The organism is Amycolatopsis kentuckyensis (assembly GCF_002155975.1).
GTDB lineage: Bacteria > Actinomycetota > Actinomycetes > Mycobacteriales > Pseudonocardiaceae > Amycolatopsis > Amycolatopsis kentuckyensis.
Genome location: NZ_MUMI01000201.1, coordinates 1 through 23,598 on the forward strand (window position 1 = coordinate 1; position 23,598 = coordinate 23,598).

The 23,598-nt window shown below is 73.6% G+C and carries 14 protein-coding genes and 1 pseudogene; 4 read left to right on the forward strand and 11 right to left on the reverse strand.

From position 1 onward, the window contains the following. Together CCN39_RS20030 and CCN39_RS20035 are read left to right on the forward strand one after the other, a co-directional pair. A pseudogene (locus tag CCN39_RS20030) lies at positions 1–249 on the forward strand (selenide, water dikinase SelD); the annotation flags it as partial. 56 nt (positions 250–305) lie between these two features. Beyond that, positions 306–521, forward strand: coding sequence for a DUF2795 domain-containing protein (locus CCN39_RS20035; RefSeq protein WP_086844151.1), 216 nt, complete (start codon positions 306–308; stop codon positions 519–521). On the opposite strand, the gene CCN39_RS20040 is transcribed toward CCN39_RS20035, so the two are convergent. Next, positions 514–804, reverse strand: a complete 291-nt coding sequence (locus CCN39_RS20040) for a hypothetical protein (protein ID WP_086844153.1) — start codon at positions 802–804, stop codon at positions 514–516. The genes CCN39_RS20035 and CCN39_RS20040 overlap by 8 nt on opposite strands. Positions 805–856: 52 nt before the next feature. On the opposite strand from CCN39_RS20040, the gene CCN39_RS20045 reads away from it, so the two are divergent. Continuing rightward, a complete protein-coding gene (locus tag CCN39_RS20045; RefSeq protein WP_086844155.1) occupies positions 857–1,423 on the forward strand; it encodes a cysteine hydrolase family protein in 567 nt (188 codons plus the stop codon). 221 nt (positions 1,424–1,644) lie between these two features. Here CCN39_RS20045 and CCN39_RS20050 read toward each other — a convergent pair whose 3' ends face one another. Further along, positions 1,645–2,544 carry a serine hydrolase gene (locus CCN39_RS20050; protein WP_086844157.1) on the reverse strand — a complete coding sequence of 300 codons (900 nt, stop codon included), beginning with the start codon at positions 2,542–2,544 and terminating at the stop codon, positions 1,645–1,647. Further along, positions 2,541–3,410 (reverse strand): LysR family transcriptional regulator, encoded by an 870-nt coding sequence (locus tag CCN39_RS20055; RefSeq protein WP_086844175.1) that lies wholly within the window; start codon positions 3,408–3,410, stop codon positions 2,541–2,543. The genes CCN39_RS20050 and CCN39_RS20055 overlap by 4 nt, the downstream gene beginning before the upstream one ends. A 54-nt stretch (positions 3,411–3,464) precedes the next feature. On the opposite strand from CCN39_RS20055, the gene bla reads away from it, so the two are divergent. Further along, complete coding sequence (gene bla, locus CCN39_RS20060) at positions 3,465–4,430, forward strand: class A beta-lactamase (RefSeq protein WP_434781117.1); 966 nt, start codon at positions 3,465–3,467, stop codon at positions 4,428–4,430. Here bla and CCN39_RS20065 read toward each other — a convergent pair. From CCN39_RS20065 to CCN39_RS20100, 8 genes are all read right to left on the reverse strand, one after another. Continuing rightward, positions 4,427–5,041 (reverse strand): NAD(P)H-dependent oxidoreductase, encoded by a 615-nt coding sequence (locus CCN39_RS20065; RefSeq protein WP_086844161.1) that lies wholly within the window; start codon positions 5,039–5,041, stop codon positions 4,427–4,429. The two genes, bla and CCN39_RS20065, sit on opposite strands and share 4 nt — an antisense overlap. Then, positions 5,038–5,976, reverse strand: a complete 939-nt coding sequence (locus CCN39_RS20070; RefSeq protein ID WP_086844163.1) for a TauD/TfdA family dioxygenase — start codon at positions 5,974–5,976, stop codon at positions 5,038–5,040. Before CCN39_RS20070 ends, CCN39_RS20065 begins: the two co-directional genes overlap by 4 nt. Continuing rightward, entirely contained in the window at positions 5,973–7,235 is a 1,263-nt protein-coding gene (locus tag CCN39_RS20075; protein ID WP_086844164.1) for an ATP-grasp domain-containing protein, read from the reverse strand. Before CCN39_RS20075 ends, CCN39_RS20070 begins: the two co-directional genes overlap by 4 nt. After that, positions 7,232–8,479, reverse strand: coding sequence for an ATP-grasp domain-containing protein (locus CCN39_RS20080; RefSeq protein ID WP_086844165.1), 1,248 nt, complete (start codon positions 8,477–8,479; stop codon positions 7,232–7,234). Before CCN39_RS20080 ends, CCN39_RS20075 begins: the two co-directional genes overlap by 4 nt. Continuing rightward, a complete protein-coding gene (locus tag CCN39_RS20085; protein WP_086844167.1) occupies positions 8,476–13,875 on the reverse strand; it encodes a non-ribosomal peptide synthetase/MFS transporter in 5,400 nt (1,799 codons plus the stop codon). Before CCN39_RS20085 ends, CCN39_RS20080 begins: the two co-directional genes overlap by 4 nt. Next, the gene (locus tag CCN39_RS20090; RefSeq protein WP_086844169.1) at positions 13,872–16,856 is read right to left on the reverse strand and encodes a non-ribosomal peptide synthetase; all 2,985 of its coding nucleotides are present in this window, start codon (positions 16,854–16,856) and stop codon (positions 13,872–13,874) included. Before CCN39_RS20090 ends, CCN39_RS20085 begins: the two co-directional genes overlap by 4 nt. Before the next feature lie 10 nt (positions 16,857–16,866). Further along, positions 16,867–22,143, reverse strand: coding sequence for a type I polyketide synthase (locus CCN39_RS20095; RefSeq protein ID WP_086844171.1), 5,277 nt, complete (start codon positions 22,141–22,143; stop codon positions 16,867–16,869). After that, positions 22,140–23,598, reverse strand: a 1,459-nt coding sequence (locus CCN39_RS20100) for a condensation domain-containing protein (RefSeq protein WP_244210876.1), incomplete at its 5' end; no start/stop codon positions are given. The genes CCN39_RS20100 and CCN39_RS20095, both read right to left, overlap by 4 nt.

Sequence of the window (23,598 nt, forward strand, 5' to 3'; positions counted from 1 at the left end):
CCGGCGGCGGTGCCGTACCTGGAGGGTGCGCGCGAGGCGCTGCGCGACGGGTACGTCAGCGGCGGCACCCGCCGGAACCTCGACTGGGTCCGCCCGCACGCGGAGCTGTCCCGGATTTCGGCGGACGAGGCACTGCTGCTGGCGGACGCGCAGACGTCCGGTGGCCTGCTGGTGGCCGGGGAGCTGCCGGGCCACCCGGTGATCGGGTCCCTGGAACCGCGGTCGGACCACACGATCGTCGTGGGCTGAGTTTCCCTCCCGGCCGCCCCGGGTACGCGGGGAGGGAAACGATCAGGAGGTGTGCGATGCCCGCTCCGGACCGGACCGATCTCGAGCAGCACCTGTCGGAGACCGAGTACCCCTGCGGCCGCGACGAGCTCCTGCGCCGCGCGGCGGCGGCGGGAGGCGGCGACTCGGTGCTGGGCTCGCTCGGCGGGCTCCCGGACAGCGACCGGTACGACAACTTCGACGCGGTGTGGGAGGCGGTGTCCGCCAAGCACATCGGCGGGGCGCCTAGGTGAGCCGCTCCACGGCGTCGCGGGCTTCCTTGAGGTCCGCGCCGGTGCTGTCGCGGTAGGCCTTGATCGCCTGGATCTTCTTGCCCTGCCGCAGCAACTCGGTGACCTTCGCGAGTTCCGGCTCGCCGATGGACACACCGAGCGCCTCGGCGATCGCGTCGAGCTTCCGTTCCACCCGCGCGAGCCGCCGATCGACCCGGCCGAGCCTGCGGTCCGTGGCCGACGACGCCAGCCCGACGACCGCGACCAGCGTGACGACACCGAGCAAGAGCATCCCGTAGTCCATGCGGGGCATGCTACTTCCGGAAATTGTCGGTGCCGGTGGTTAGGGTGGCGCCATGACCACATTGACCGGCCGTCCCCACACAGCATTGTTGGTCGTCGACGTCCAGAACGGCGTGATGGAGACGGCACACGACCGCGAACCCGTCGTCGCGAACATCGTCGCGCTGGTCGACCGCGCCCGCGCGGCCGGCACCGAGGTGGTGTGGGTCCAGCACACCAGCGACGAGCTGCCACGGGGCAGCCGGACGTGGGAGTACGTGCCGGAGCTGGTGCGCCGGGACACGGAACCGCTGGTGCACAAGAGGTATGGCGACTCGTTCGAGGACACGGAGCTCGAGGAGGTCCTGGCGAGCCGCGGAATCGGTTCGCTGCTGGTGGCGGGCGCGCAGACGGACGCTTGCATCCGGTCGACGCTGCACGGGGCCCTGGCGCGGGGATATGACGTAACACTGGTTTCGGACGCGCACTCGACGGAGGACCTGTCGGCGTACGGCGCGCCACCGCCCGGACAGGTCATCGCGCACACGAACCTGTATTGGAAGTACCAGACAGCGCCAGGGCGAACGGCCGGGACGGTGGAGACGGCCGAGGTGGAGTTCGGGGTGAAGGCGGAGGTCTGAGCTGGGCGGGTACGCCCGGGCCGGGGTCCGGGAGCTGGGTCGCCGGAGGCGCGGGCCGGGGTCCGGGAGCTGGGTCGCCGGGGGCGCGGGCCGGCCCCACTTCGGCGGGTTCGGCGGGCGGTCCACTCGCGACTACCCGTGGGCTGCCGGGGACGAGCCAACCCTGGCCACTCCATCGCCGGGGCCGAGATCACCGCCTCCAATTCCGCCCCCCCTGGTCCTCAGCCGCCGCGCAACGCATCGCGCATGGTTCGGGCCACCCGGGCCATCAGCACCTCCGCCTCCGGCTGGAGGACCGCCGGCACCCTCGACTCCGTCAGCGCCACCACCGCGAACACGCCGCCGTCCGCGTGCTCGACCACGCCCATCTCGTGGCGCAGGTTCAGCAACGTTCCCGTCTTCGACGACCACCGCGCCGCGTCGGACGCGAAGTCGGGGGTCAAGCGGTGGCGGATCATGTTGTTCGCCATCAGCTCACGGACGCCGGCCGCCACCGAGGGGTCGATGTTCGACGGGGTCCACAGCGCCTCCAACAACGCGAGGAGCGCGCGGGCCGATGCCGCGTTCGCGCGGGTGACGTCGAGCTGCGGGAGGCGGTGGCCGCGGCCCGCCGTCGAGGCGCCGATCGCCAGCGCGTGGGCCAGATCCGCCTCGCCCGCGTCGAACCGCTCGGCCGGCGTCTCCACCAGGTCGCGCATGAGGTGGCGGACCGCGATCCCGGGCAGGCCCCACTCCCCCAGCATCCGGGTGATCCGCGGGGGCGGGGTCAGTCCGAACAGGACGTCCGCGGCCGACCCGTCGCTCAGGGACGTGCTCAAGTACACCAGGTCGCCGACGGCGACGCGCGCCGGGTGGCGGAAGCGGGTCAGGCCGATCGGGCCCGGGGTGGTGACGCCGCCGGGTGGGACCTCCAGCTGGGTGGCCGCGTCGAGCTCTCCGCGGCGGATGCGGTCCAGGGTCGCCGCCGCCAGCGGGACCTTGACCAGGGACGCGATCGGGTACTCGCGGTCCGGGTCGATGGCGATTTCGGCGCCCGAGCGCAGGTCGCGGACCAGGAACGAGCCGCGCAGGCCGCCGTCGTCCAGGGCCGCGCGCAGGTCGCGGACCAGTGCCGCGGTCACCGGTCCGCTCCGAGGCACCGGCCGACGGCCGCGCGCAACGTCGTCCGGAGCCGGTCCGCGTCCTCGGCCAGGGTCGCCGCGACGTCGAAGCCGCGCGCGAGGTCCGGCTCGCCGATCGGGCGCCAGCTCAGGCCCAGGTCCTCGGCCTGCGCCGGCGAGCACAGCAGCAGGTCCTCCGATGCGAACACCTCCGCGGCCGCCGACGTCAGCGAATCGGCCACCGCCACCTGGGCCGGGGACAGCCCCACCGCGTCCCGCGCCCGCAGCACCCGGTCGCGGACGTGCGGGACGTCGTCCTCCGGCTGGATCCAGACGCGCCGCCGCGGGCCGGGCGCCCGGCCCGTCCGCAGCGTCTCCAGGTGCACGACCCGGCTCGGCACGGGCGCCACGCCGGCCAGCCCCAGCGGCACCGACCACACGGCTTCCTCGACCGGGACGGCGGTGAGCGCGGCCCGCACTTCACTCGTCCGGGCGAGGGCAGCCCGCTCCCCCGGCCCGGCCTCGCGGAACTCCAGGTGGATCCCCAGCGCCCGGGCTTCGGCAGCGAGCCCGGCGAGCTCCCGCACCCCGCACGTCGCCGGCACGGCCACCCGCACCGGCCGCAGCCGGGCGCGCTGCGCGTCGTGTTCCATCGCCTCGGCCAGCTGCACGAGCCGGCGGGCCGAGGGCAGCACGTCGCGGCCGAACGGCGTGAGCCGGGCCCGGCGGGTCGAGCGGTCGAACAGCCGCTCCCCGAAATGGCGTTCGAGCGCGGCGATGCGCCGGCTCGCGACCGGCTGCGGGATCCGCGCGAGCGCCGCGCCCGCCGTGAAACTCCCCGTTTCGCTCACGCTCACGAACGCCCTGCAGCCGCCGACCAGGTCCACGACCACACCTTATGCCAGATCGGCATCGAACGGCTCAGTTCCGTCTTGGACAGCATGAACGAACGCCGTGAAACTGCGGAAGACGATCAAGCACCCCGGAAGGAAGTCTTCGTGCCGTTCCCCCGAGCCAGGCAGGCCGCGCTCGCCGCGCTGCTCCTCGTCCCGCTGACCGCCTGCACCGCGGAGGCGCCGAAGCCGGCGGCGCCGACGTCGGCCGCAGCGACACCGGCAGCGGCCCCGCAGCCCGACTTCGCTCCGCTCGAACGCAGCTTCGACGCCCGCCTCGGCGTGTACGCCCTCGACACCGGCTCCGGCCGCGAAGTCGTCCACCGCGCCGACGAGCGCTTCGGCTACGCCTCGGCCCACAAGGCGTTCTCCGCCGCCGCCGTCCTCCAGCGCACCAGCATCGAAGACCTCGCGAAGGTGCTGACCTACCGCCGCGCCGACCTGCAGGAGAACTCCCCCGTCACCGAAAAGCACGTCGACACCGGCATTTCGCTGCGCGACGCGATCGACGCGGCGTTGCGCTACAGCGACAACACCGCCGCGAACCTGCTGTTCCAGCAGCTCGGCGGGCCGCCGGGGCTCGCCGCCGCGCTGCGTGCGATCGGTGACACGACCACCCACGTCGACCGGACCGAACCCGCGCTCAACGACCTCGCGCCGGGCGACATCCGCGACACGAGCACCCCGCGCGCGATGGCCGGCACCCTGCGCACCTTCGCCCTCGGCGACGCGCTGCCGCCGGAGAAGCGGACGATGTACACGGACATGATGCGCGCCAACAAGACCGGCGCGAACGTGATCCGGGCGGGCACGCCGGCCGGCTGGGCCGTCGCCGACAAGACCGGCACCGGCGAATACGCCACGCGCAACGACATCGCGGTCGTCTGGCCGCCGGGGCGGGCCCCGATCGTCCTCGCGGTCATGTCCAGCCGCCAGGCCGAGCACGCCGAGCACGACGACCGGCTCATCGCCCAGGCGGCGAAGCTGGTCTTCGACGCCCTGAAGACGAGCTAACCGAAGAGCCGGAGCACCTCCGAGGCGACGTCGTCGAGCCACGCGGCCCGCTGCGCCTCGCCGGCGTCGGCCACCACCCGCAGCACCAGCCGCCGCACTTCCGGTTCGCCGAGGTAGGGCGCGAGGCAGCGTCGCCAGATCGCGTCGAGGGGGTCGCCGAACAGCGTCCGCTCCCGCTCCTCCGGGGTGTCCGAGGTGTTGACCACCAGCAGCCGCCGCAGGGACAGCAGTGACTCGGGTGCGCCGCCGGCGTCGTCGAGGCGGTAGGCGACGCCGGGGACGAGGATCCGGTCGAGCCAGCCGCCGAGGATCGCCGGCGGCTTGCCCCACCAGTTCGGGTGGATCGCGACGAGCCCGCCCGCGGTCCCCAGTTCGTCCCGGTGCCGCCGCACCAGCGGGTCCGGTTCGGCGGCGAGGAACTCCTCCGCCCGGGACCCGCTGGTGTAGGCCTCCTCCGCGGTCAGGACCGGGTCGAAGCCTTCGGCGTACAGGTCGTGGAACCGCACGGGCACCCCGGCCCGCTCCAGGGTGCCGACCACTCGCGCGGCGAGCGCGTGGTTGAAGCTGCCGGGCCGTGGGTGGGCGAGCAGCACCACCACCGGTGCGGTCATCCCGTCATCGCCACCAGGATGCGCCGCTTCCCGGTGAACGGCTCGCGGCCGTGGGCCATCAGCATGTTGTTGATCACCATGACGTCGCCGGCCTGCCACGGGAACGCGTAGCTGACCTCGGCGTAGACCTCCCGGATCTGCTCCAGGTCCGCGACCGGGATCGGGCTGCCGTCGGCGAAGTAGGCGTTGCGCGGCAGATCCTCCTCCGGGTACAGCTCCAGCAGTGCTTCGCTGACCTCTTCGCCGAGGCTGGAGACGTGGAAGAGGTTGGCCTGGTTGAACCACACGGTGTCGCCGGTGTGCGGTTCAACCACGAAGGACGGCCGGACGTGCCGGGTGCGCAGCCCTTCCTCCGTCCACTGGTGCGTCTGGCCGTGGCTCGCGCAGTACTCCTCGACGACCGCGCGGTCCTCGGTCTGGAACGCCTCCTGCCAGGTCAGCCCGAGCCCTTCGCGGAACGCGCGGGTGTAGGTGACGCCGCCCGCGAACCGTTCCCGCAGGTCCTCGGACAGCAGGCGGTACATCGCCCGGCTGTCCGCGATCGGCGTCGCCCCGCCGGTTTCCGCGGCGGTGTCGCACAGGAAGAACAGCCGCGCCGGCCAGCTCGCCGAGTAGGAGTTCTCGTTGTGCATCGGGATCGACTCGGCGGGTGGGTACTCGGTCGAGGTGTAGATGTTGCCCGCCACCGCCGAGCGCGGCGTCGACCGCTCGGTGTAGGTGAGCAGGGCGCCGCCGATCGTCTCGGTGACCGTGTTGAACAGGTCGAGGTCGGCGGGCAGCCCGCGCAGCAGGATCGCGCCGTGGTCGCGCAGGTGTGCCTGCAGCTGCGGCAGCCGGGCTTCCACGGCCGCGAAGTCCGCGGCCGGGAAGACGGCGATCTTCGTGTGCTCGTTGCCCTGCAGCTGCCCCAGCGGCGCTGCCAGATCGGCGGTCATGCTTCCTCCAGTTCGAATCGGACAAGCTTGGTGGCATCGGCGTGCAGCGCGGCCAGGTCGTCGAGATCGGCGAAACCGGCGACGAGGACGTTGACGGCGTAGATCTCCTGGTCGTCGGTGAGCACCTGGCCGGGGGACACGATGGTGACGACGTCGAGGACCTCGGGCAGGTCCGCGACTTCGCCGGTGCCTTCGACGCGCACCAGCCGCCCGGTACCTTCGGCGTAGACGATCAGGTACCCGACCGGCACCGGCAGCCCGGTGCCCCGCGCGGGCGGCGGGGTGCCGAGGGCGAGCGACACGGCTTCGGCGGTGACGTCGATGCCGGTGGCGAGCTTCAGCAGCGCGGGCTGCGCTCCCCCGGCGGGCCGGCCGGCGTTGACCTCGACGACCACCGGCCCGAGCGTCGCGTCATCGATCACCTCGACGTGGGCGCAGGTCTGGTCGAGCCCGAGGGCGAGCACCGCGCCGGCCGCGGCCGACCGGATCGCCGCAGCCCGCTCGCCCGGCAGCCCGAAGGGCGGGCAGACCATGCCGAGCTCGAACTTCCGCTCGTCGATCAGCGGTTTGCCGACCACGGTGACGGTCTCCGCGGCCCCGGCGCGGACCAGCACGTCGACCGCGTACTCCGGCCCGTCGAGCAGGCCCTCGACGAGGAACACCCGCAGCGGGTCGATGCCGCCGGGCAACGGGCGGTGGTAGCGCGCGTCCGCGTTCTCCGGCAGCCGCTTGGCCAGCAAGTGGTACGCGGCCGACAGTTCCTCCACAGTGGACACGGTGCGGACCAGGGTGCTGGCCGCGCCGTTGACGGGCTTGACGATCGCCGGGAGACCGACTCGCTCCGCGATCGCCGCGGCTTCGGCCGGGTCGGCGAACAAGGCGGCCCGCGGCCCCGGCAGCCCCGCTTCGGCGAGCTTCTCCCGAACGGCGAACTTGTTGTGCGCCAGGGTGAACACCGAAGCCGGGCACCGCGCGACACCCAGCGCCTCGGCGATCCGGGCGGTGGTCGCGATGATCCCCTCCGCCGCGGTCAGCACCGCGGCGGGTTCCCGGTCCCGGAGCGCGTTCGCGACGGCGGTGACGTCCCGGACGTCCTCGACGACGACGAACCCGTCCACGACCGGCCCCAGCGCGGCCCGCTCGGCGTCGGCCAGGGGCTCGGTGACGAGTTCGGCCCGCCACCCGGACGCCCGGACGGCAGCCGCGAAGTCACGGATCCAGTGGCCGTGCGTCTCCCGCACGATGAACGCGGTCTTCACGCGACCTCCAGCCGGATCAGCTTGCTCGCTTCGGCGTGCAACGCCGCGAGGTCGTCGTGGTCGGCGAACCCGGCGACGACGAGGTTGACCGCGTACGTCTCCTGCTCGTCGGTGAGCACCTGGCCGGGCGAAACCGTCGTCACGACGTCGACGACTTCGGGCAGCGCGGCGACCTCGTCGAGACCGCCGATGCTCCGCAGGGTGCCGGACCCGGACGCGTAGAGGATCAGCATGGCGAGGGGAATCGGCAGTTTCGCCGGTTCCCGCGCGGGCGGCGGCGCGCCCAGCGCCAGGGCGGTCAGCTCGGCGAACACGTCGATGCCGGTGCGCAGCTTGGCCAGCAGCGGCATGATCGAGCCGGCCGGGCGGCCCGCGTTGACCTCGACGATCGTCGGGCCGCGCCGCTTGTCGTCGATCACCTCGACGTGCGCGACCGTGTTGTCCAGCCCCAGGGCGAGGACCGCCGACGAGGCCGCGGCGGTGATCAGCGCGGTGCGCTCCCCGGTGAGCCCGGCCGGCGGGCAGGACAGCGCCAGCTCGAACTTCCGCTCGTCGATCAACGGCTTGTCGAGGACCTCGACCGGTTCGGCGACGCCGTCGCGGATCAGCACGTCCACCGCGTACTCCGGCCCGTCGAGGAACCCTTCGACGAGGAAGGTCGCGGCCGGGTCGAGTGTCCCCAGCGGGCGGTGGTAACGGGGGTCCGCGGACTCCGGCAGCCGCGCGGCCAGCAGTTCGTACGCCGCCGCGAGTTCCGCCACAGTGAACACCGTGCGCACCAGGTTGCTCCCGGCCCCGTTGACCGGCTTGACGATCGCCGGCAGCCCGACCCGCGCCGCCACGTCCGCGGCTTCCGCCGCCGAAGAGATCATCGCGAACGCGGTCCCGCCCAGCACCTCCCGGACCGCGAACTTGTTCGCACACAACTCGAACACCGACGCCGGGCAGCGCGCGACGCCGAGCAGCTCGGCGACCCGGGCGGTGCTCGCGATCGCCCCGTCCGAACCGGTCAGGACGGCGGCGGGCACCCCGAACCGGGACCGGATGACCTCGGCGACGGCTTCGGCGTCGTAGACGTCGTCGACCGCCACCACCTCGTCGACCAGCGCGGCGAGTGACGCGCGCTCGGCTTCGTCGACCGGCGGGGCCAGGAGCACCGCGCGGTGTCCGGCCGCGTGCACCGCGGCGGCGACCTCGCCGACCCAGTGCCCGCGGGCTTCCCTGACCAGGACCACGGTGCTCACGCAGCCTCCTTCCCGGCGAGCTTGCGCTCCCGTTCCTGCGCGCCGACGAGGTCGTCCGGCAGCGAATCGGGGACTTCGGTGTCGAACCGGCGCAGCAACCGGACGCTGAACCCGCCGGCGTTGATCAGCAGCAGGATCAGCGCGTAGACGACGTAGGCGAGCCCGACGCCGCGGCCTTCGCCGGTGCCGAGCACCGCGCCGACCGACCCGGACAGCGCCCCGCCGGGGGCGAGCAGCGGCGAGAACCAGCCCACGGCCAGCGGTGCCAGCACCGCGAACCCGATCGGCAGCGTGGACCAGGTGATCGTCTGGTTGATCGCGAACACCCGGCCGTGGTAGCGCTGCGGCACCTTGACCTGCACCAGCGTCGCGTAGATGCCCTGGGACACGGCCATCGCGGCGGCCAGCAGGAAGACCCCGGCCGCGACGGCGACCAGCGACGGGCGCAGGCCCATCACCAGGCTGCCGAGCGCGATGCCGACGTTGCCGGCCAGGACGCCGACCATGCGCCGCTTGCGCGGGCCGCCCCACAGTGCCATGCCGATCCCGCCGGCGACGGCGCCGATCGCCTCGGCCAGCGCGACCTGGGCGACGTCGGTGACCGTGCCGAACGACAGCACCAGCGGCGAGACGAGCACCAGCGCGGGCGCCAGGAAGACGTTGGCCAGCGCGAAGTACAGCAGCATGGTGCGGAAGCCGCGGTGGTTCCACGAGTACTTCAGCCCGCCCGCGATCGCCGTCAGCAGCGGTTCGCGCGGGCGCCAGCCCAGCAGGTCGGGGAACCGGACGAACAGCAGGCTGACGACGGCGAAGACGTAGCTCGCCATGTCGAGGACCAGGATCCCGGACAGCTCGATGGCCGCGAGCAGCCCGGCCGCGATCACCGGCATCAGCAGCTGCGCGAAGCCGTTGGACAGCTGCGCGAGGCCCATCGCGTGGCCGAGGTACTGCTTCGGCACGAGCTGCGCCACCGACGACTGGTAGGCGATCCGCTGGATCGACCCGGCGACCGAGCCGAGCGGGATCAGCACGTAGAGGAACCACAGCTGCAGGTTCCCGGCGGTCAGCAGCAGTGCCAGCGCGAGCTGGATGACGCCGGCGATCGCGCTGGCCGCGATCATGATCCGGCGCCGGTCGCCGCGGTCGACCAGCGCGCCCGCCACCGGCAGCACCAGCACCCCGCACAGCAGGGCCAGCGCCCAGAGCAGGCCGAGGTCGGTGACCGAACCGGTCTTCGTGTAGAGCCAGATCGGTACCGCGAACGACGTCAGCGCGGAGCCGGTCGAGGAGACCAGCTGGCCGACGGTGACCGTCACGAACCGGGCCATGCTCGGCTGCACCGCGGGCTTCTCGTCCACTTCGGCCCGGTGGGTGTCGTGCACCGCCCAGCCCGCGTCCTCGCCGCGGGCCGAGACGTGCAGGTCACCGGGCTCGTCGAGCGCCGGGTACACCCGGGTGAGGATCTCCGCGAGTTCCTCCGCGCGGTAGCGGAGGAAGAAGTGCCCCGCCTGGTCCAGGACGACCAGCGCGGTGCGGTCGGTGAGGAACTCCCATTCGCGGTAGCGCTCGGCGTAGTAGTCGGTGACCGGGTCCTCCGAGCCGACGACCGAGACGATCGGCGCGCGCAGCTTGGCGACGCGGGCGTCGAGCAGGCCGCTGAAGTACTCCTCGGCGGCGCGGCTGTCGGCCCGCATGTTGCTGATGATCCGGTCGGCCTGGGCCGGGTCGAGGTCGTCGGTGTCGACGCCCATGCCCTTGAGCCAGTTCGCGTAGTACCGGTTGCTGCGCAGCTTCTCCAGCCGCGTGCGCAGCGTCCCGACCGCGCCCTTGATCCGGGCGAACGGGAAGATCGCGCCGATGTGGACGACTTCCAGTTCGCGGCCGCGTTCTTCGAGCCGCCGGGCGACACCGACCGCGAGGGCGTTGCCGACGCCGCAGTGGCCGTAGATACCCAGCGGGCCGTCGATGCGTTCGAGGACCTCGTCCGCCAGCCGCTCGACCAGTTCGTCGAACGGCACGGCCTCCTCGGAGAGCCCGACGTCGTGGCCGGGGATCGCCACCGAGAACAGCGAATACCCGCCGGGCAGCGCGTCGGCGAGGGGCTGGTAGACGATCGCGCTGCCGCCACCGTAGGGGAAGCAGACGTAGGTGAGCGTCGGCTTCGCGACCGGCTTGGTCAGCTCGTACAGCAGGTGCCCGGAGTCGTCGCGGTCGCCGTCCAGGAACACCGCCAGTTCGCGGATCGTGCGGTGCTGGAACAGGTCCATCACGCCGGCCTGGTGCCCGGCCTTCGCGATCCGCGCGACGACTTGGGTGGCGAGCATCGAGTGCCCGCCGAGGTCGAAGAAGTCGTCGTCGACACCGAGCTCTTCGACCTTGAGCACGTCCCGCCAGATCTCGGCGAGCAGCACTTCCAGGGGTGTCGACGGTTCGACCAGGGCCGTGGTCGCGTCACGCGCGGCGACCGGGGCGGGCAGCGCCTTGCGGTCGAGTTTCCCGTTCGGCGTCAGCGGCAGTGCGCCGAGGGTGACGAACGACGGCGGGACCATGTAGTCCGGCAGCGTCTCCTTCAGCGCGGTCCGCAGGACGCTCGCGTCGGCGTCGCCGACGACGTACCCGACCAGGCGCTTGTCCCCCGGCGTGTCCTCCCGGACGAGCACGACCGCGTCGGCCACCCCGGGTTGCTCCCGCAGGCGGGCTTCGATCTCGCCGAGTTCGATGCGCAGGCCCCGCAGTTTGACCTGGTGGTCGAGGCGGCCGAGGAACGCGATGGTGCCGTCGGGACGCCAGTGCGCGAGGTCGCCGGTGCGGTACATCCGGCCGCTGTGGAAGGGGTCGGTGACGAACCGCTCGGCCGTCAGCTCCGGCCGGTTGTGGTAGCCCAGCGCCAGCCCGACGCCGGCGATGTGCAGCTCGCCGGGCACGCCGACCGGGCACGGGTGGCCGCGCCGGTCCAGGATGTAGATCCGCAGGTTCCGGATCGGTGCCCCGATCGGCACGGACGGCACTTCGGCCAGGGCCTCGGGCGTGCAGTGCCAGGCGGTGACGTCGATCGCGGCCTCGGTCGGGCCGTAGAGGTTGTGCAGTTCGCAGTGCGGCAGCCGCCGGATGAACTCGCGGGCGGTGTCCAGGGGCAGCTCCTCGCCGCTGCAGATGACCCGTCGCAGCGCCGGCACGGACTCGACCCCGGGCTCGGCGAGGAACAGCGTCAGCATCGACGGCACGAAGTGAGCCGTCGTGATGCCTTCGCCGACGAGGAGTTCCCGCAGGTACGCCGCGTCTTTGTGACCACCGGGCTCGGCCAGCACGAGCCGGGCGCCGGTGATCAGCGGCCAGAAGAACTCCCACACCGAGACGTCGAAGCTCGCCGGGGTCTTCTGCAGCACCGCGTCCGAGCCGTCGAGGCCGTAGGCACGCTGCATCCAGTCCAGGCGGTTGACGATGCCGCGGTGCCCGTTCGGCACGCCCTTCGGCCGTCCGGTGGACCCGGAGGTGTAGATGACGTACGCGGGATCGTCCGCGCTCGCCAGGGGTTCCACGGGGGTCGCCGGTCCGGTCAGGTCGTCGAGGACGACCACGGTGGCGTCCCCCGGTGGGAGGGTCTCGCGCAGGGCGGCCTGGGTCAGCACGACCGGCGCGGCCGCGTCTTCGAGCATGAACGCGAGCCGGTCCGCCGGGTACTCGGGGTCGAGCGGCACGTACGCGCCCCCGGCCTTGAGCACGCCGAGCAGCGCGACGACCAGTTCGAACGACCGCTGCGCGAAGACACCGACCAGCGTCCCCGGCGCGACGCCGAGTTCGCGCAGGCGGTGGGCGAGCCGGTTGGCGCGTTGGTCCAGCTCCCGGTAGGACAGCGACTCCCCGCGGAAGGTCAAGGCGGGTGCGTCCGGCGTCCGGGCGACCTGCGCTTCGACCAGCGAGTGCAGCGTGCCCGGCGGGATCTCGCCCGCGGTGTCGTTCCACCGGTCGAGGACCAGCTCGCGCTGGTCACCCAGGATGTCCAGTTCGGACACCGGCCGCGTGGGGTCGGCGACGATCGACCGCAGCAGCGTCACCAGGCGGCCGGCCATCCCGGCGACCGTCTCCGCGCCGAACAGCGCCGTGTTGTGCACGAGCTTGCCGATCAGCCCGGATTCGACCTCGATCGCGTGGAACTCGAAGTCGAACCGGGTCGCGGGCAGGTCCATCGGCAGCCAGCGGAAGTCCACTTCGGACTTCCCGGCCGCGCCCATCCGGCCCATCTCGTAGTTCTGCAGCACGAACATCGCCTGGAACACCGGCGAGCGGCTGACGTCCCGCGGCACGCCGAGGGCGTTGACCAGTCGCTCGAACGGGACGTCGGCGTGCTCGAACGCGTCGAGTACGTGCCGGCGGGTCCGGGCCAGCAGCTCGGCGAAGGCCGGGTCGCCGTCGAGCTGGGCGCGCAGCGGGAGCATGTTGATGAACATGCCGACGACGCCTTCGAGCTCGGGCAGCCCGCGCCCGGCCGACGACGACCCGACGGCGAAGTCGTCCTGCCCGGAGTACCGGGCCAGCAGGACCTGGTAGGCGGCCAGCAGCGTCATGAACAGCGTGACGCCGTGTTCGCGGCTCAGCTCGCCGAGAGCGCGGGCGAGGTCCCGCTCGACGAAGAACTCGTGGATCGCGCCGTCGAACGTCTGGGTCGCCGGCCGCGGGTGATCGGTCGGCAACTCCAGGGGCTCGACGCCGTCGAGCGCGGCCCGCCAGTGGTCGAGCTGCCGGTCCAGCTCGGCCCCGGTCAGCGTCCGGCGCTGCCAGTGCGCGAAGTCGCCGTACCCGATGGACAACGCGGGCAGCGCGGCCGCGGTGCCGTGGTAGTGCGCCGCGAGGTCGCGCAGGAGCAGGTCGACCGACCAGCCGTCGCCGACGATGTGGTGCGTGCACACCGCGAGGAGGTGCTCGTCGTCGGAGATCCGGGCCAGGGTGGCACGCAGCAGCGGCCCGGTGGCCAGGTCGAACGGCTCGGCCGCGGCGGCGTCGACCGCCACCCGGGCCGCCTCCTCACCGCCTGCGTCCACAATGGACAAGGGCACGGTGACGACCGGTTCGACGTGGACGGACGGCTGCCCGTCGTCCCCGGCCGGGAACCGCATCCGGAGCGCCTCGTGCCGCGCCGGGAGGGCGTCGAGCGCCGCCTGCAGCACGGCGGTGTCGAGGCGGCCGGTGAGCCGGATCGGCACCGGGATGTGGTACGACGTCGTGCCCGGAGCGAACTGCTCCATGAACCAGACACGTTCCTGCTGGTAGGACAGCGGGACGGGGTCGCCGTCCGGCCGCGCCGTGATGGTGGCGGCCGGCTCGGCCCGCCGCCGGAGCCGCTGTTCCAGCAACGCGCGGCGGGCGGCCGCCCGGCCGGTTTCGTCGATCGTCGTCACGCCGGCCCGCCTTCGGCCAGCTGGGCCTGGACCTCTTCGTCGCTGAGCTGGTCGAGGTCCGCTTCCAGGCGGCGCTCGACCTCGGCGGCGAGCTCGGCCACCGTGGTGAACGAGAACAGCCCGCGGACCGGCAGGTCGACGCCGACCTGCTTGCGGATCCGGACCATCGCGCGGATCGCCAGGAGCGAGTTGCCGCCGTGGGCGAAGAAGTCGTCGTGCACGCCGAGCTTCTCCACGCCCAGCAGCTCGCCGAGGACCTCGGCGACCAGCTCTTCGGCCGCGGTGGCCGGGGCCACGTACTCCGCGGCGCCGCCGAGCTCCGGATCGGGCAGGGCGGCCCGGTCGAGCTTGCCGCTCGCCGCGACCGGCAGCGCTTCGAGGGTGACGAACACCGTGGGCACCAGGTGCTCCGGCAGGGTGGCCCGCAGGGCCTCGGCCGCGCCGTCCGCGCTGCCGACGACGTAGCCGACCAGCGTTCCTTCGCGGACCGCCACCGCCGCGTCCCGGATGTCCGGCAGCCCCTTCAGCGCGGTTTCCACCTCACCCGGCTCGATCCGGAACCCGCGCAGCTTGACCTGGTCGTCGGTCCGGCCGAGGTAGTCGAGGGTGCCGTCGCGACGCCAGCGCGCCAGGTCGCCGGTGGCGTACATCCGGCCGAAGGGGCCGTCGGGGAACCGTTCGGCGGTGAGTTCGGGCAGCCCGAGGTAGCCGTGGGCGAGCTGCGCCCCGGCGAGGAACAGCTGACCGGCGACGCCCGGCGGCACCGGCCGCAGCCGCTCGTCGAGCACGTACACCCGCGTGCCGGGCGTGGGGCGGCCGATCGGCACCGGCCCGTCGACCGGGCCGTCCAGCCGGTGGACGATGCAGCCGACCGTCGCTTCGGTCGGCCCGTACTCGTTGGTGACGGCGATCCCGGAGAACGGCCGCACGAGCTCGCCCCTCAGCGCCTCACCGCCGAGCACCAGGTCACCGGCCGGGTACGACTCCTCCGGCAGCACGGCGAGGTGGGTCGGGGTGGCCTTGACGAAGTCGGGCCGCCCGGAGTCCACAATGGACCCACCGGCGGTGAGCGGGCCGAGCAGCGTGGTCACCGTCAGGTCGAACGACGCCGACGTGTGCAGCAGGGCACGCCCCGCCAAGCTCGGGTAGGTCTCGCGCGCCCAGCCCAGGTAGGTGGCGAGCGCACGGTGTCCGACCTGCACACCCTTCGGCCGCCCGGTCGAGCCGGAGGTGTAGATGACGTAGGCGATGTCGTCCGCGCCCGGGTGCGCGGGGTTCTCCTCGGACGACTCCGCCCAGACCGCCGGGTCGTCGAGCGCGAGGGTGTCCCCGCCGGGCGGCACGTCCCCGGCGGTGAGCACGACCCGCGCCCCGGCGTCGGCCAGGATCAGGGCCTGCCGGCGGTCCGGGTCGGCCGGATCCAGGGGGACGTAGGCCGCGCCGCTCTTGAGCGCGCCGAGGATGCCCACCACCAGGTCGGCCGAGTTCGGCGCACAGATCCCGACCACGCCACCCGCGCCGAGGCGGTGGGCGACGCGGTTGGCCCGCGCGTTCAGCTCGGCGTAGGTCAGCCGGATCCCGCCGAGGTCGACGGCGAGCGCGCCGGGGGTCGCCCCCACCTGCGCTTCGAAGCGCTCGACGACCAGTGGAGCGTCCGCCGTGGACGAACCACTCCACGCTTCCACCTGCCGTCGCTCGGCTTCCGACAGCAGCGGCAGGTCGCCGATCGCCACCGCCGGGTCCTCGGCCGCGGTCACCAGGAGCCGCAGGAAGCGGTCCACCATGGACTCCGCCGTCGCCCGCTCGAACAGGTCGGTGCGGTACAGCAGCCGGCCGCCGGTCGCGGTGAGGTCGATCGCGACGTCGTCCTTGGCGGTCGCGTAGCGGACCGGTTCGAGGCCCGAGTCGGGGATGAAGTTGAAGCCGAGCTGGTAGAGCGCCTGCACGCTCGCGTCGCGCTCGGGGCGGATCTCCTCGGCGACCAGCTGGAACGGCACCCGGCCGTGCTCGATGGCGTCCAGCACCGCGGTGCGGACGCGGCCGACCAGGCCGGCGAACGACGGGTCGCCGCCGCAGTCGACCCGGATGGCGAGCTGGTTGACGAACATCCCGATCAGCGGCGCCAGCTCGGGCAGGTCGCGGCCCGCCACCGGCACGCCCACCACGATGTCGGCCGAGCCGGACAGCCGGGACAGCAGCGCGGTGTACCCCGCGAGCAGCACCATGAACGGCGAGGCCGACAGCTCGCGGCCCACCTCGCCGACGCGGTCGAAGAGGCCGTCGGGCAGAGTGAAGTCGACCTGGTCGCCGTCGAACCCGAAGTCCGCGGGCCGCGGCCGGTCGGTGGGCAGGCTGTGCACCGGCGGGAGCCCGGCCAGCCGCTCGCGCCAGTAGTCCAGCTGCGCGCGGACGGCCGGCAGCTCGCCGCGCTGCCAGGCCGAGTAGTCGGGGTACTGGATGGCCAGTTCCGGCAGCTTCGGCAGCCGGCCCTGGGCGACCGCGTCGCAGGCTTCGTTCAGCTCGTTCGTCAGCACCGGCACGGAGCCGGCGTCGAACACCGTGTGGTGCACGACGAAGGTGAGCAGCCAGTCCGCGTCGCCGAGCCGGCACAGCTGCGCCCGCCACGGCGGCGCCGCGTCCAGGGGGATCGGGCGGCGGGCGATCGCCTGAGCCAGCTCGGCCGCCCGCGTCTCACGGTCGGGGAACGCGCGCAGGTCGTGTACTTCGGGCTCGATCGGGACGTCGGCGTGCACCACCTGGACGAGGTCGCCGCCGTCCATCCGGAACGACGTCCGCAGGGCTTCGTGGCGGCCGACGACCACGCCGAGCGCGGCCCGCCACTGGCCTTCGGTCAGGGGCAGGTCCTGCCGCACCTGGCAGGGGAGGTTGTACACCGGGGACGCCGGGTCGAGCTGGTTGGACAGCCAGATCCGCTCCTGCCCGAACGAGGCCGGGAACGTCCATTCCTTCGTGTCGGTCATGTCTCCTGCTTCAGCGCTCGAGCTTGGGGATGGTGGTCGCGGCGGGGGCGGGGTCCGCGGCGGGCGCCGGGGCACCGCTCCGCAGTTCCTCGATCCGCTCGGCCAGTGCGGCCACCGTGGAGGATTCGAACAGCGTCTTCATGGCCAGCCGGGCGCCGGTGGTCTTGCGGACCTGGGCGATCAGCTGGATGGCGACCAGGGAGTTGCCGCCGAGGGCGAAGAAGTCGTCGTGCACGCCGACGCGCTCGACGCCGAGCACTTCGGCCCACTGCCGGGCGATCTCCGCCTCGAGGTCCGTGCGCGGGGCGAGGTAGTCGTCCTGCGCCTGCGGCGCCACCGTCTCGGCGACCTCTTCGGCCTCTTCCAGCCGCTCGGCGGTGACCCGGCGGGCGAACAGGTCGGCCACCGGGCGGGTGCTGATCACCACCTGCCCGCCGAGGCCGGGCGTCAGGGCCCGCAGGAACGCCTCGGCGCCGTCGACCGGCCGGATCCCGGCCGAGTCCACAGTGGACTTGGGCGCGGCGGTCAGCCCACTGCTGACCGCGTTCTCGTCGACCTGCCGCAGCACGAAGTCCTCGATCTCGACCAGCACGCGGCCGGTGTCGTCGCACAGCGTCAGGTCGGCGGAGATCACCTGGTCGCCACCGGTGTCCCGGTAGCGCAGGTGGCTGTGGAAGCTCGCCGGCAGCGGGGCGTGCACGGCCACCCGCCCGTAGCTCATCGGCAGGTAGGTGCCGCTCCCCCGGCCGCGGCCGAACGCGGTCGCGACGTCGAGCAGGGCCGGGTGCAGCCCCCATCCGGTGTCGAAGACCGGCGCGACGACCGACGCCAGTTCCTCGTGCTCGCCGACGTGGTGGGTGCGCAGCGCGGCCCAGCGCGGGCCGAAGGTGACCATGCTGGTCCGGCCGGTGCCGAAGGCGTTGCCGTCGTCGAGCACGCGAGTCCGGCCGCGCACCGCGTCGAGATCCACAGTGGACGTCACCGGCGCCGGGACCCAGCCCGCGGAGCCGCGCACGTGCACCTTCGTCACGCCGGCCGCGCGGCTGGTCACCGTGAAGCCGTCGCCGTCGAAGGCGACCCGGTACTCCGCGACGGTGCCTTCCGGCACCGAGAACGGCTCCAGGAACGCCACGTCCTGCAGTTCGACGACGTGGCCGTCGGCGGGGCGCGGCAGCGTCGCCTCGACCGCGGCCCGCACGGTTTCCAGGTGCCCGGTGCCCGGGACGACCGGCACGCCGGCGATCCGGTGCTCGGCCAGCAGCCAGTGCCCGGCCGCCGACACGAGGCCGTGGCAGCTTTCGCCGGTGCGGGTGGTGAGCACGGGGTGCTCGACCGGGCCGTCCGCCTTGGTGCGGGTGGACCGGATCGTCGCCGGGGCGGCCACTTCGGCGGCCATGCCGACCTCGTCCCAGCCGCCCCAGTCGTGCGAGACGACGCGGGCCTGCCAGCCGTGGTCGCCGCGGGCGTAGGCGTCGAGGAAGTTGTTGGCCGCGCAGTAGTCGACCTGCCCGAAGTCGCCGGAGACCGCGGTCACCGAGGAGCACAGCGCGACGAAGTCCATCGGCAGGTCGCCGAACGCCTCGGCGAGCGCCAGGGTGCCCCCGATCTTCGGCGCGAGGACCGCTTCCGCGGCCGCCCGCTCTTTGACCTCGGCGACCCCGCCGCCGGGGAGGCCGGCCGCGTGCACGATGCCGTCGAGCCCGCCGAACTCGCGCTCGGCCAGCTCGCGGACCTCCCGCAGCCGCACCGGGTCGGTGACGTCGGCGGCGACCACGTGCACCACCGCACCGGCCGCCTCCATCCGCCGGATCGCGCGGATCGCGCGGCCCACCCGGTCGGTACCGGCGTGCGCATCCCATTCCGCGCGGGGCGGCAGGCCGGACCGGGTCAGGAGGACGAGCTTGGCCCGCACGCGCAGGGCGAAGTCCTCGGCGAGGGTGATGCCGATGCCGCCGGTGCCGCCGGTGACGAGGTACCGGCCGCCTTCGCGCAGCACCGGCGGCGTCGCTTCGGGCACGGTGAGCTGGGTGTGCTCCAGGACCCAGCGACGGCCACGGCGCAGCGCGACCTCGGGCGTGTCCGCCGGTCCGAACAGCTCGGTGACGACCTCGCCGGACAGGCGCTCGACGTCGATCCGGCGCACGACCGTGCCCGGGACTTCGAGGGGGACGACCCGCGCGATGCCCGCGAGGGTCGCGTGCTCGGGCCGGGTCAGGTCGGTGCCGGTGACGTCGGCGGTGCCGGTGCTCAGCACGTCGATGCGCACCGGCTCGCCCCAGGCCTGGACCAGGTTGAGGACGCTGAAGAACCCGCGGTCCTGGGCGGCCATCCCGGTCTCGGTCCCGCCGAGCGCCCACGCGTGGACCACCCGCTCCGGGCGCGTGCCGAGGGCGGCGACGAGGGCGTCGTAGTCCTCCCGGGCCCCGGGCCGCACGGTGAAGCCGCCGTCGGCGGCTTCGAACCGCTCGCCCGGGCGGACCTCGGTGACCGTGACCCCGGCGCCGCGCAGCAGGCCCGGCAAGACGTCGTCGTCGACGAACGCGAGGCAGGCCGCGAAGGGTTCGCGCCGCAGTTCCGGTCCGGCCTGGCGCCAGGAGGGCACGGCGAACCACTCGTCGAGGGGCAGCGGCCCGCTCGGCCGCGCCGGTTCGGCGACCGTCCCCACCGGATCGGGGTCGACCCAGTACCGCTTGCGGGCGTAGGGGTAGCCCGGGAGGGGCACGCGGTACCCGGAAGCCGTTGGCTCGACGGATACTCCGTGTGTCCACAAGAGACCGGCCGCGGCGTAGAGCGTTTCGACGTCGCCCTCGCGGTCGGTGCGACCGGGCAGGCTCGGCTGGGGCGCGGGCAGGCCCTTCGGCACCTGGCCGCGAGCGAGCCCGGCCAGCTGGTGTCCCGGGCCGCATTCGACGAGCGCCCAGCGGTCGCCGCCGGCGAACAGGGTGCGCACGCAGTCGCCGAACCGGACGGCCTGGCGCAGGTGCGCGGCCCAGTACGCCGGGTCGGTGGCCTGGGCGCCGGTGATCCAGCCGCCGGTCAGGTTCGACAGGAACGGCAGCGACGGCGCCGACCGCGGCACCGCGGCGACGGCCTCGGTGAACTCCGCCAGGATCGGGTCCATCATCGGCGAGTGGAAGGCGTGCGAGGTCACCAGCTCGCGGCACTGCACGTCACTCGAGCGCAGCAGCGCGGCGAAGTCCGCGACCGCGCCGGACGGCCCGGCGACGACGCAGGTGCCCGGGCCGTTGACGCCCGCGATCGCCAAGCCGTCGGGCAGCCGGTTCGTCACGGCCTCTTCGCCGAGCTGGACGGCGAGCATCGCGCCCGCGGGCACGGACTGCATCAGCTCGCCGCGCCGCACGACCAGCGCCACCGCGTCGGCCAGGGTGAACACCCCGGCGACGGTCGCGGCGACGTACTCGCCGACGGAGTGGCCGATCATCGCCCCGGGCCGCACGCCCCAGCTGCGCCAGAGCATGGCCAGCGCATATTCGACGACGAACAGGGCGGGCTGGGTGTAGCGGGTCTCCCGCAGCCGCGCGTCCCCGCCGCGGTCGAAGATCAGCTCCTTCAGGCCTTCGACGCCGGCCAGCTCGCAGCACTCGTCCACGGCCGCGGCGAACACGGGCTCGCTGCGGTACAGCTCGGCCCCCATGCCCGCGTACTGGGCACCCTGGCCGGAGAACAGGAACGCCACCTTGAGCTCGGCCGCCTGCGCGGTCAGCAGGCGCCGCGGGTCGCGCAGGCCGTCGACCGCGTCTTCGGCGTCGCGGGCGACGACGACCGCGCGGTGCGAGTACTCGGTGCGCCCGGCCGCGAGGGTGTGGGCGACGTCGGCGAGGTCGAGGTCGACGTCCCCGGCCAGCCGGTCGGCGAGGCGCTCGACCGCGGTGGCCAGGGTTTCCGGCGTCTTCGCCGACACCCGCAGCAGGTGCGCCGGGTGCGGGCGCCGGTGCCGCCGCGGCGCCGGGGCCTCCTCCAGCACCAGGTGGGCGTTGGTGCCGCCGACACCGAACGAGCTGACCCCGGCCCGGCGCGGGGTGTCGGCCGCCTCCCACTTGGTCACCGTCCGCGCCGGGTAGAACGGGCTGCGCGGGAAGTCGATGCCCGGGTTGGGCTCTTCGTAGTTGATGGTCGGCGGGATCAGCCCGTGCTCCATGGCGAGCACGGTCTTGATCAGCGCCACCACCCCGGCCGCCTGGGACAGGTGGCCGATGTTCGACTTCACCGACCCGATGGCGCACCAGCCGCTGTCCGCGACGCCGTGTCCGTACACAGTGGACAGCGAGGTGATCTCGATCGGGTCGCCCAGCGCGGTCCCGGTGCCGTGCGCCTCGACGTAGCCGATGGTGCGCGGGCTGACCCCGGCCATGCCGACCGCCTGCGCGATGGCCTCGGTCTGGCCCGCGACGCTCGGCGCGGAGAAGCCGACCTTCGTCGCGCCGTCGTTGTTGATCGCGTTGCCGAGCACGACCGCCCGGATGTGGTCGCCGTCCTCCAGGGCCTGCGCGAGCCGCTTGACCAGGACGACGCCGACGCCGCTGCTCCACACCGTGCCGTTGGCGCCGGCGTCGAACGCGCGGACGTGCCCGTCCGGCGAGGTGAAGCCTTCGACGCCCATGTACCCGATGCCGTGCGGCATCTCCAGGTTCACGCCGCCGGCCAGCGCCATGTCGCATTCGCCGTTGCGCAGGGCCTCGCAGGCCAGGTGCACCGCGACCAGCGAGGTCGAGCACGCCGTGTGGATCGCGAGGCTCGGGCCGCGCAGGTCGAGCTTGTAGGACACCGACGTGGTCAGGTAGCTCGGCTGGTTGCCGGTCGACATCCCGATGCCGCCGTGCTGCGAGGCCAGCACGCGCTCGTTGCGCAGCAGGTTCTCGACCAGGTAGCCGGTCCGGCCGGTGCCGCCGTAGACCCCGATCGCCCCGCGGTAGCGGGCCGGGTCGTAGCCGCCGTCGGTCAGTGCCGAGTGGCAGGCTTCGAGGAACACGCGGTGCTGCGGATCGGTGATCTCGGCTTCGCGGCTGGTCATGCCGAACAGGTCGGCGTCGAACTCGTCGAAGCCCTCGACCACCGTGGTGGCGTTCACCCAGCTGGGATCGTCCAGCGTGGCCGGATCCGCGCCGCGGGCGAGCAGTTCCTCGCGGGTGGCGGGCTTGATGGACTCGACACCGTCGACGAGGTTGCGCCAGAACTGCCGGAGATCACCGGCGCCGGGAACGCGGGCGGCCATCCCGACGATGGCGATGGGCTCGGCGCCGGGGTCGGGTTCGAGGTCGTGGGTCACTGCGGTCGCTCCTGTTCCTGGCCGGTCGTGCCGGCACTGCGGCGGGGTCTTCTGGACGGGGTGCGCCCCCGGCGGGCGGCGACCCGCTCGGCGGCGCGGGCGAGCTCCGGGCTGGGTGCGGCCCCCGCGTGCAGGTGGGTGGCGAGGGCGCGGACGGTGGGGTGGGTGAACAGGTCCACCATCGGGATGCGGCGGCCGAGCCGTTCGGTGACCTCGGCGTGGACGCGGGCCAGGGCCAGCGAGTGCCCGCCGAGGTCGAAGAAGTTGTCGGTGACACCCACGGCCTCGCGGCCGAGCACCTCCCGCCAGACCGCCGCGATGACGGCTTCGGTGGCGGCCAGCGCGGCCGGATCGGTGACGGGGCCCGGGGCCGCCCGGGCCGGGGCCCGGCCGGCGGCGCCCGGCGCGGCGGCCCGGACGGCGGGCCGCGGGAACTCCGGGGCACAGGTCCCGGCCGGCCGCTCCGGCTCGGCGACGAGCGCGGCGAGCAGCGCCGTGAAGTCCTCGGCCAGCGCGGCCATCCGGCTCGCGTCGAACAGGTCCGGGTTGTAGAGCAGCTCGATCCCGTGCCCGAGGACGTAGACGGTCAGGTCGAACGGCGAGCCGGGCTTTTCGACCGGCAGCCACGTCCCGGAAATCCCGGGAAGCGCCAGCCGGGGTTCGGTGAAGTTCAGGACGTTGACCATCACCTGCACGAGCGGCGCCCGCGACGGCTCACGCGGCACGCCGAGTGCGTCCACGAGCCGGTCGATCGGTGCTGCCGGGTGCGCGGTGGCGGCCAGGAGCTCCGCACCGCTCGTCCGCACGAGCGTGGCGAAGTCCGCGTCCCCGGCGCGCAGGCGGACCGGGACGATGTCCACGAAGAACCCGGCGACGTCCTGGGTTTCGGCCAGCTGCCGGTCCGCGACGACGGTGGCGACCAGGTGGTCGCCGCCGCCGGTGAGCCGGCGCAGCAGTTCCCCGAACGCCGCCAGCACCACCCCGGCGCGGGTGGTCCCGGCGCCCCGGGCCAGGTCCCCGACGGCCTCGGCGACACCGGCGGGGAACGCCTGGTGGTGGCTCGCGCCGCGGTAGGTCTGCACGGCCGGGCGCGGCCGATCCCGCGGCAGGTCCACAGTGGACGGCGCACCGGCCAGGTGCTCGGTCCACCAGGCCAGGTCGACGGCCTCGCGGCGGCGGTCGCGGCCGGCCCGCCAGACCGCGTAGTCCGCATAGGACACCGGCAGGGGCGACAGGGCCTCGCCGCGGTAGGCCGCGGCGAGGTCGGCGCACAGCAGCTCCTGCGACCAGCCGTCGAACACGGCGTGGTGCAGCGTGAACCCGAGGACGTGCTCGTCGGGCACCAGCTCGTAGAGCCGCACGCGCCACGGCGCTTCGCGGTCGAGCCGCACCGGCGTCGCCGCGTCGGCCGCCAGCCGGTCGGCCACGGCGTCCGCGGCCACCGGGACGACCGGC

Excerpts from the sequence above, each read along its gene's own strand:
- CCN39_RS20035 (WP_086844151.1), top strand. The coding sequence starts at position 306 with ATGCCCGCTCCGGACCGGACCGATCTCGAGCAGCACCTGTCGGAGACC.
- CCN39_RS20040 (WP_086844153.1), bottom strand. The coding sequence starts at position 804 with ATGGACTACGGGATGCTCTTGCTCGGTGTCGTCACGCTGGTCGCGGTC.
- CCN39_RS20045 (WP_086844155.1), top strand. The coding sequence starts at position 857 with ATGACCACATTGACCGGCCGTCCCCACACAGCATTGTTGGTCGTCGAC.
- bla (WP_434781117.1), top strand. The coding sequence starts at position 3,465 with ATGAACGAACGCCGTGAAACTGCGGAAGACGATCAAGCACCCCGGAAG.
- CCN39_RS20065 (WP_086844161.1), bottom strand. The coding sequence starts at position 5,041 with ATGACCGCACCGGTGGTGGTGCTGCTCGCCCACCCACGGCCCGGCAGC.
- CCN39_RS20070 (WP_086844163.1), bottom strand. The coding sequence starts at position 5,976 with ATGACCGCCGATCTGGCAGCGCCGCTGGGGCAGCTGCAGGGCAACGAG.
- CCN39_RS20090 (WP_086844169.1), bottom strand. The coding sequence starts at position 16,856 with ATGACCGACACGAAGGAATGGACGTTCCCGGCCTCGTTCGGGCAGGAG.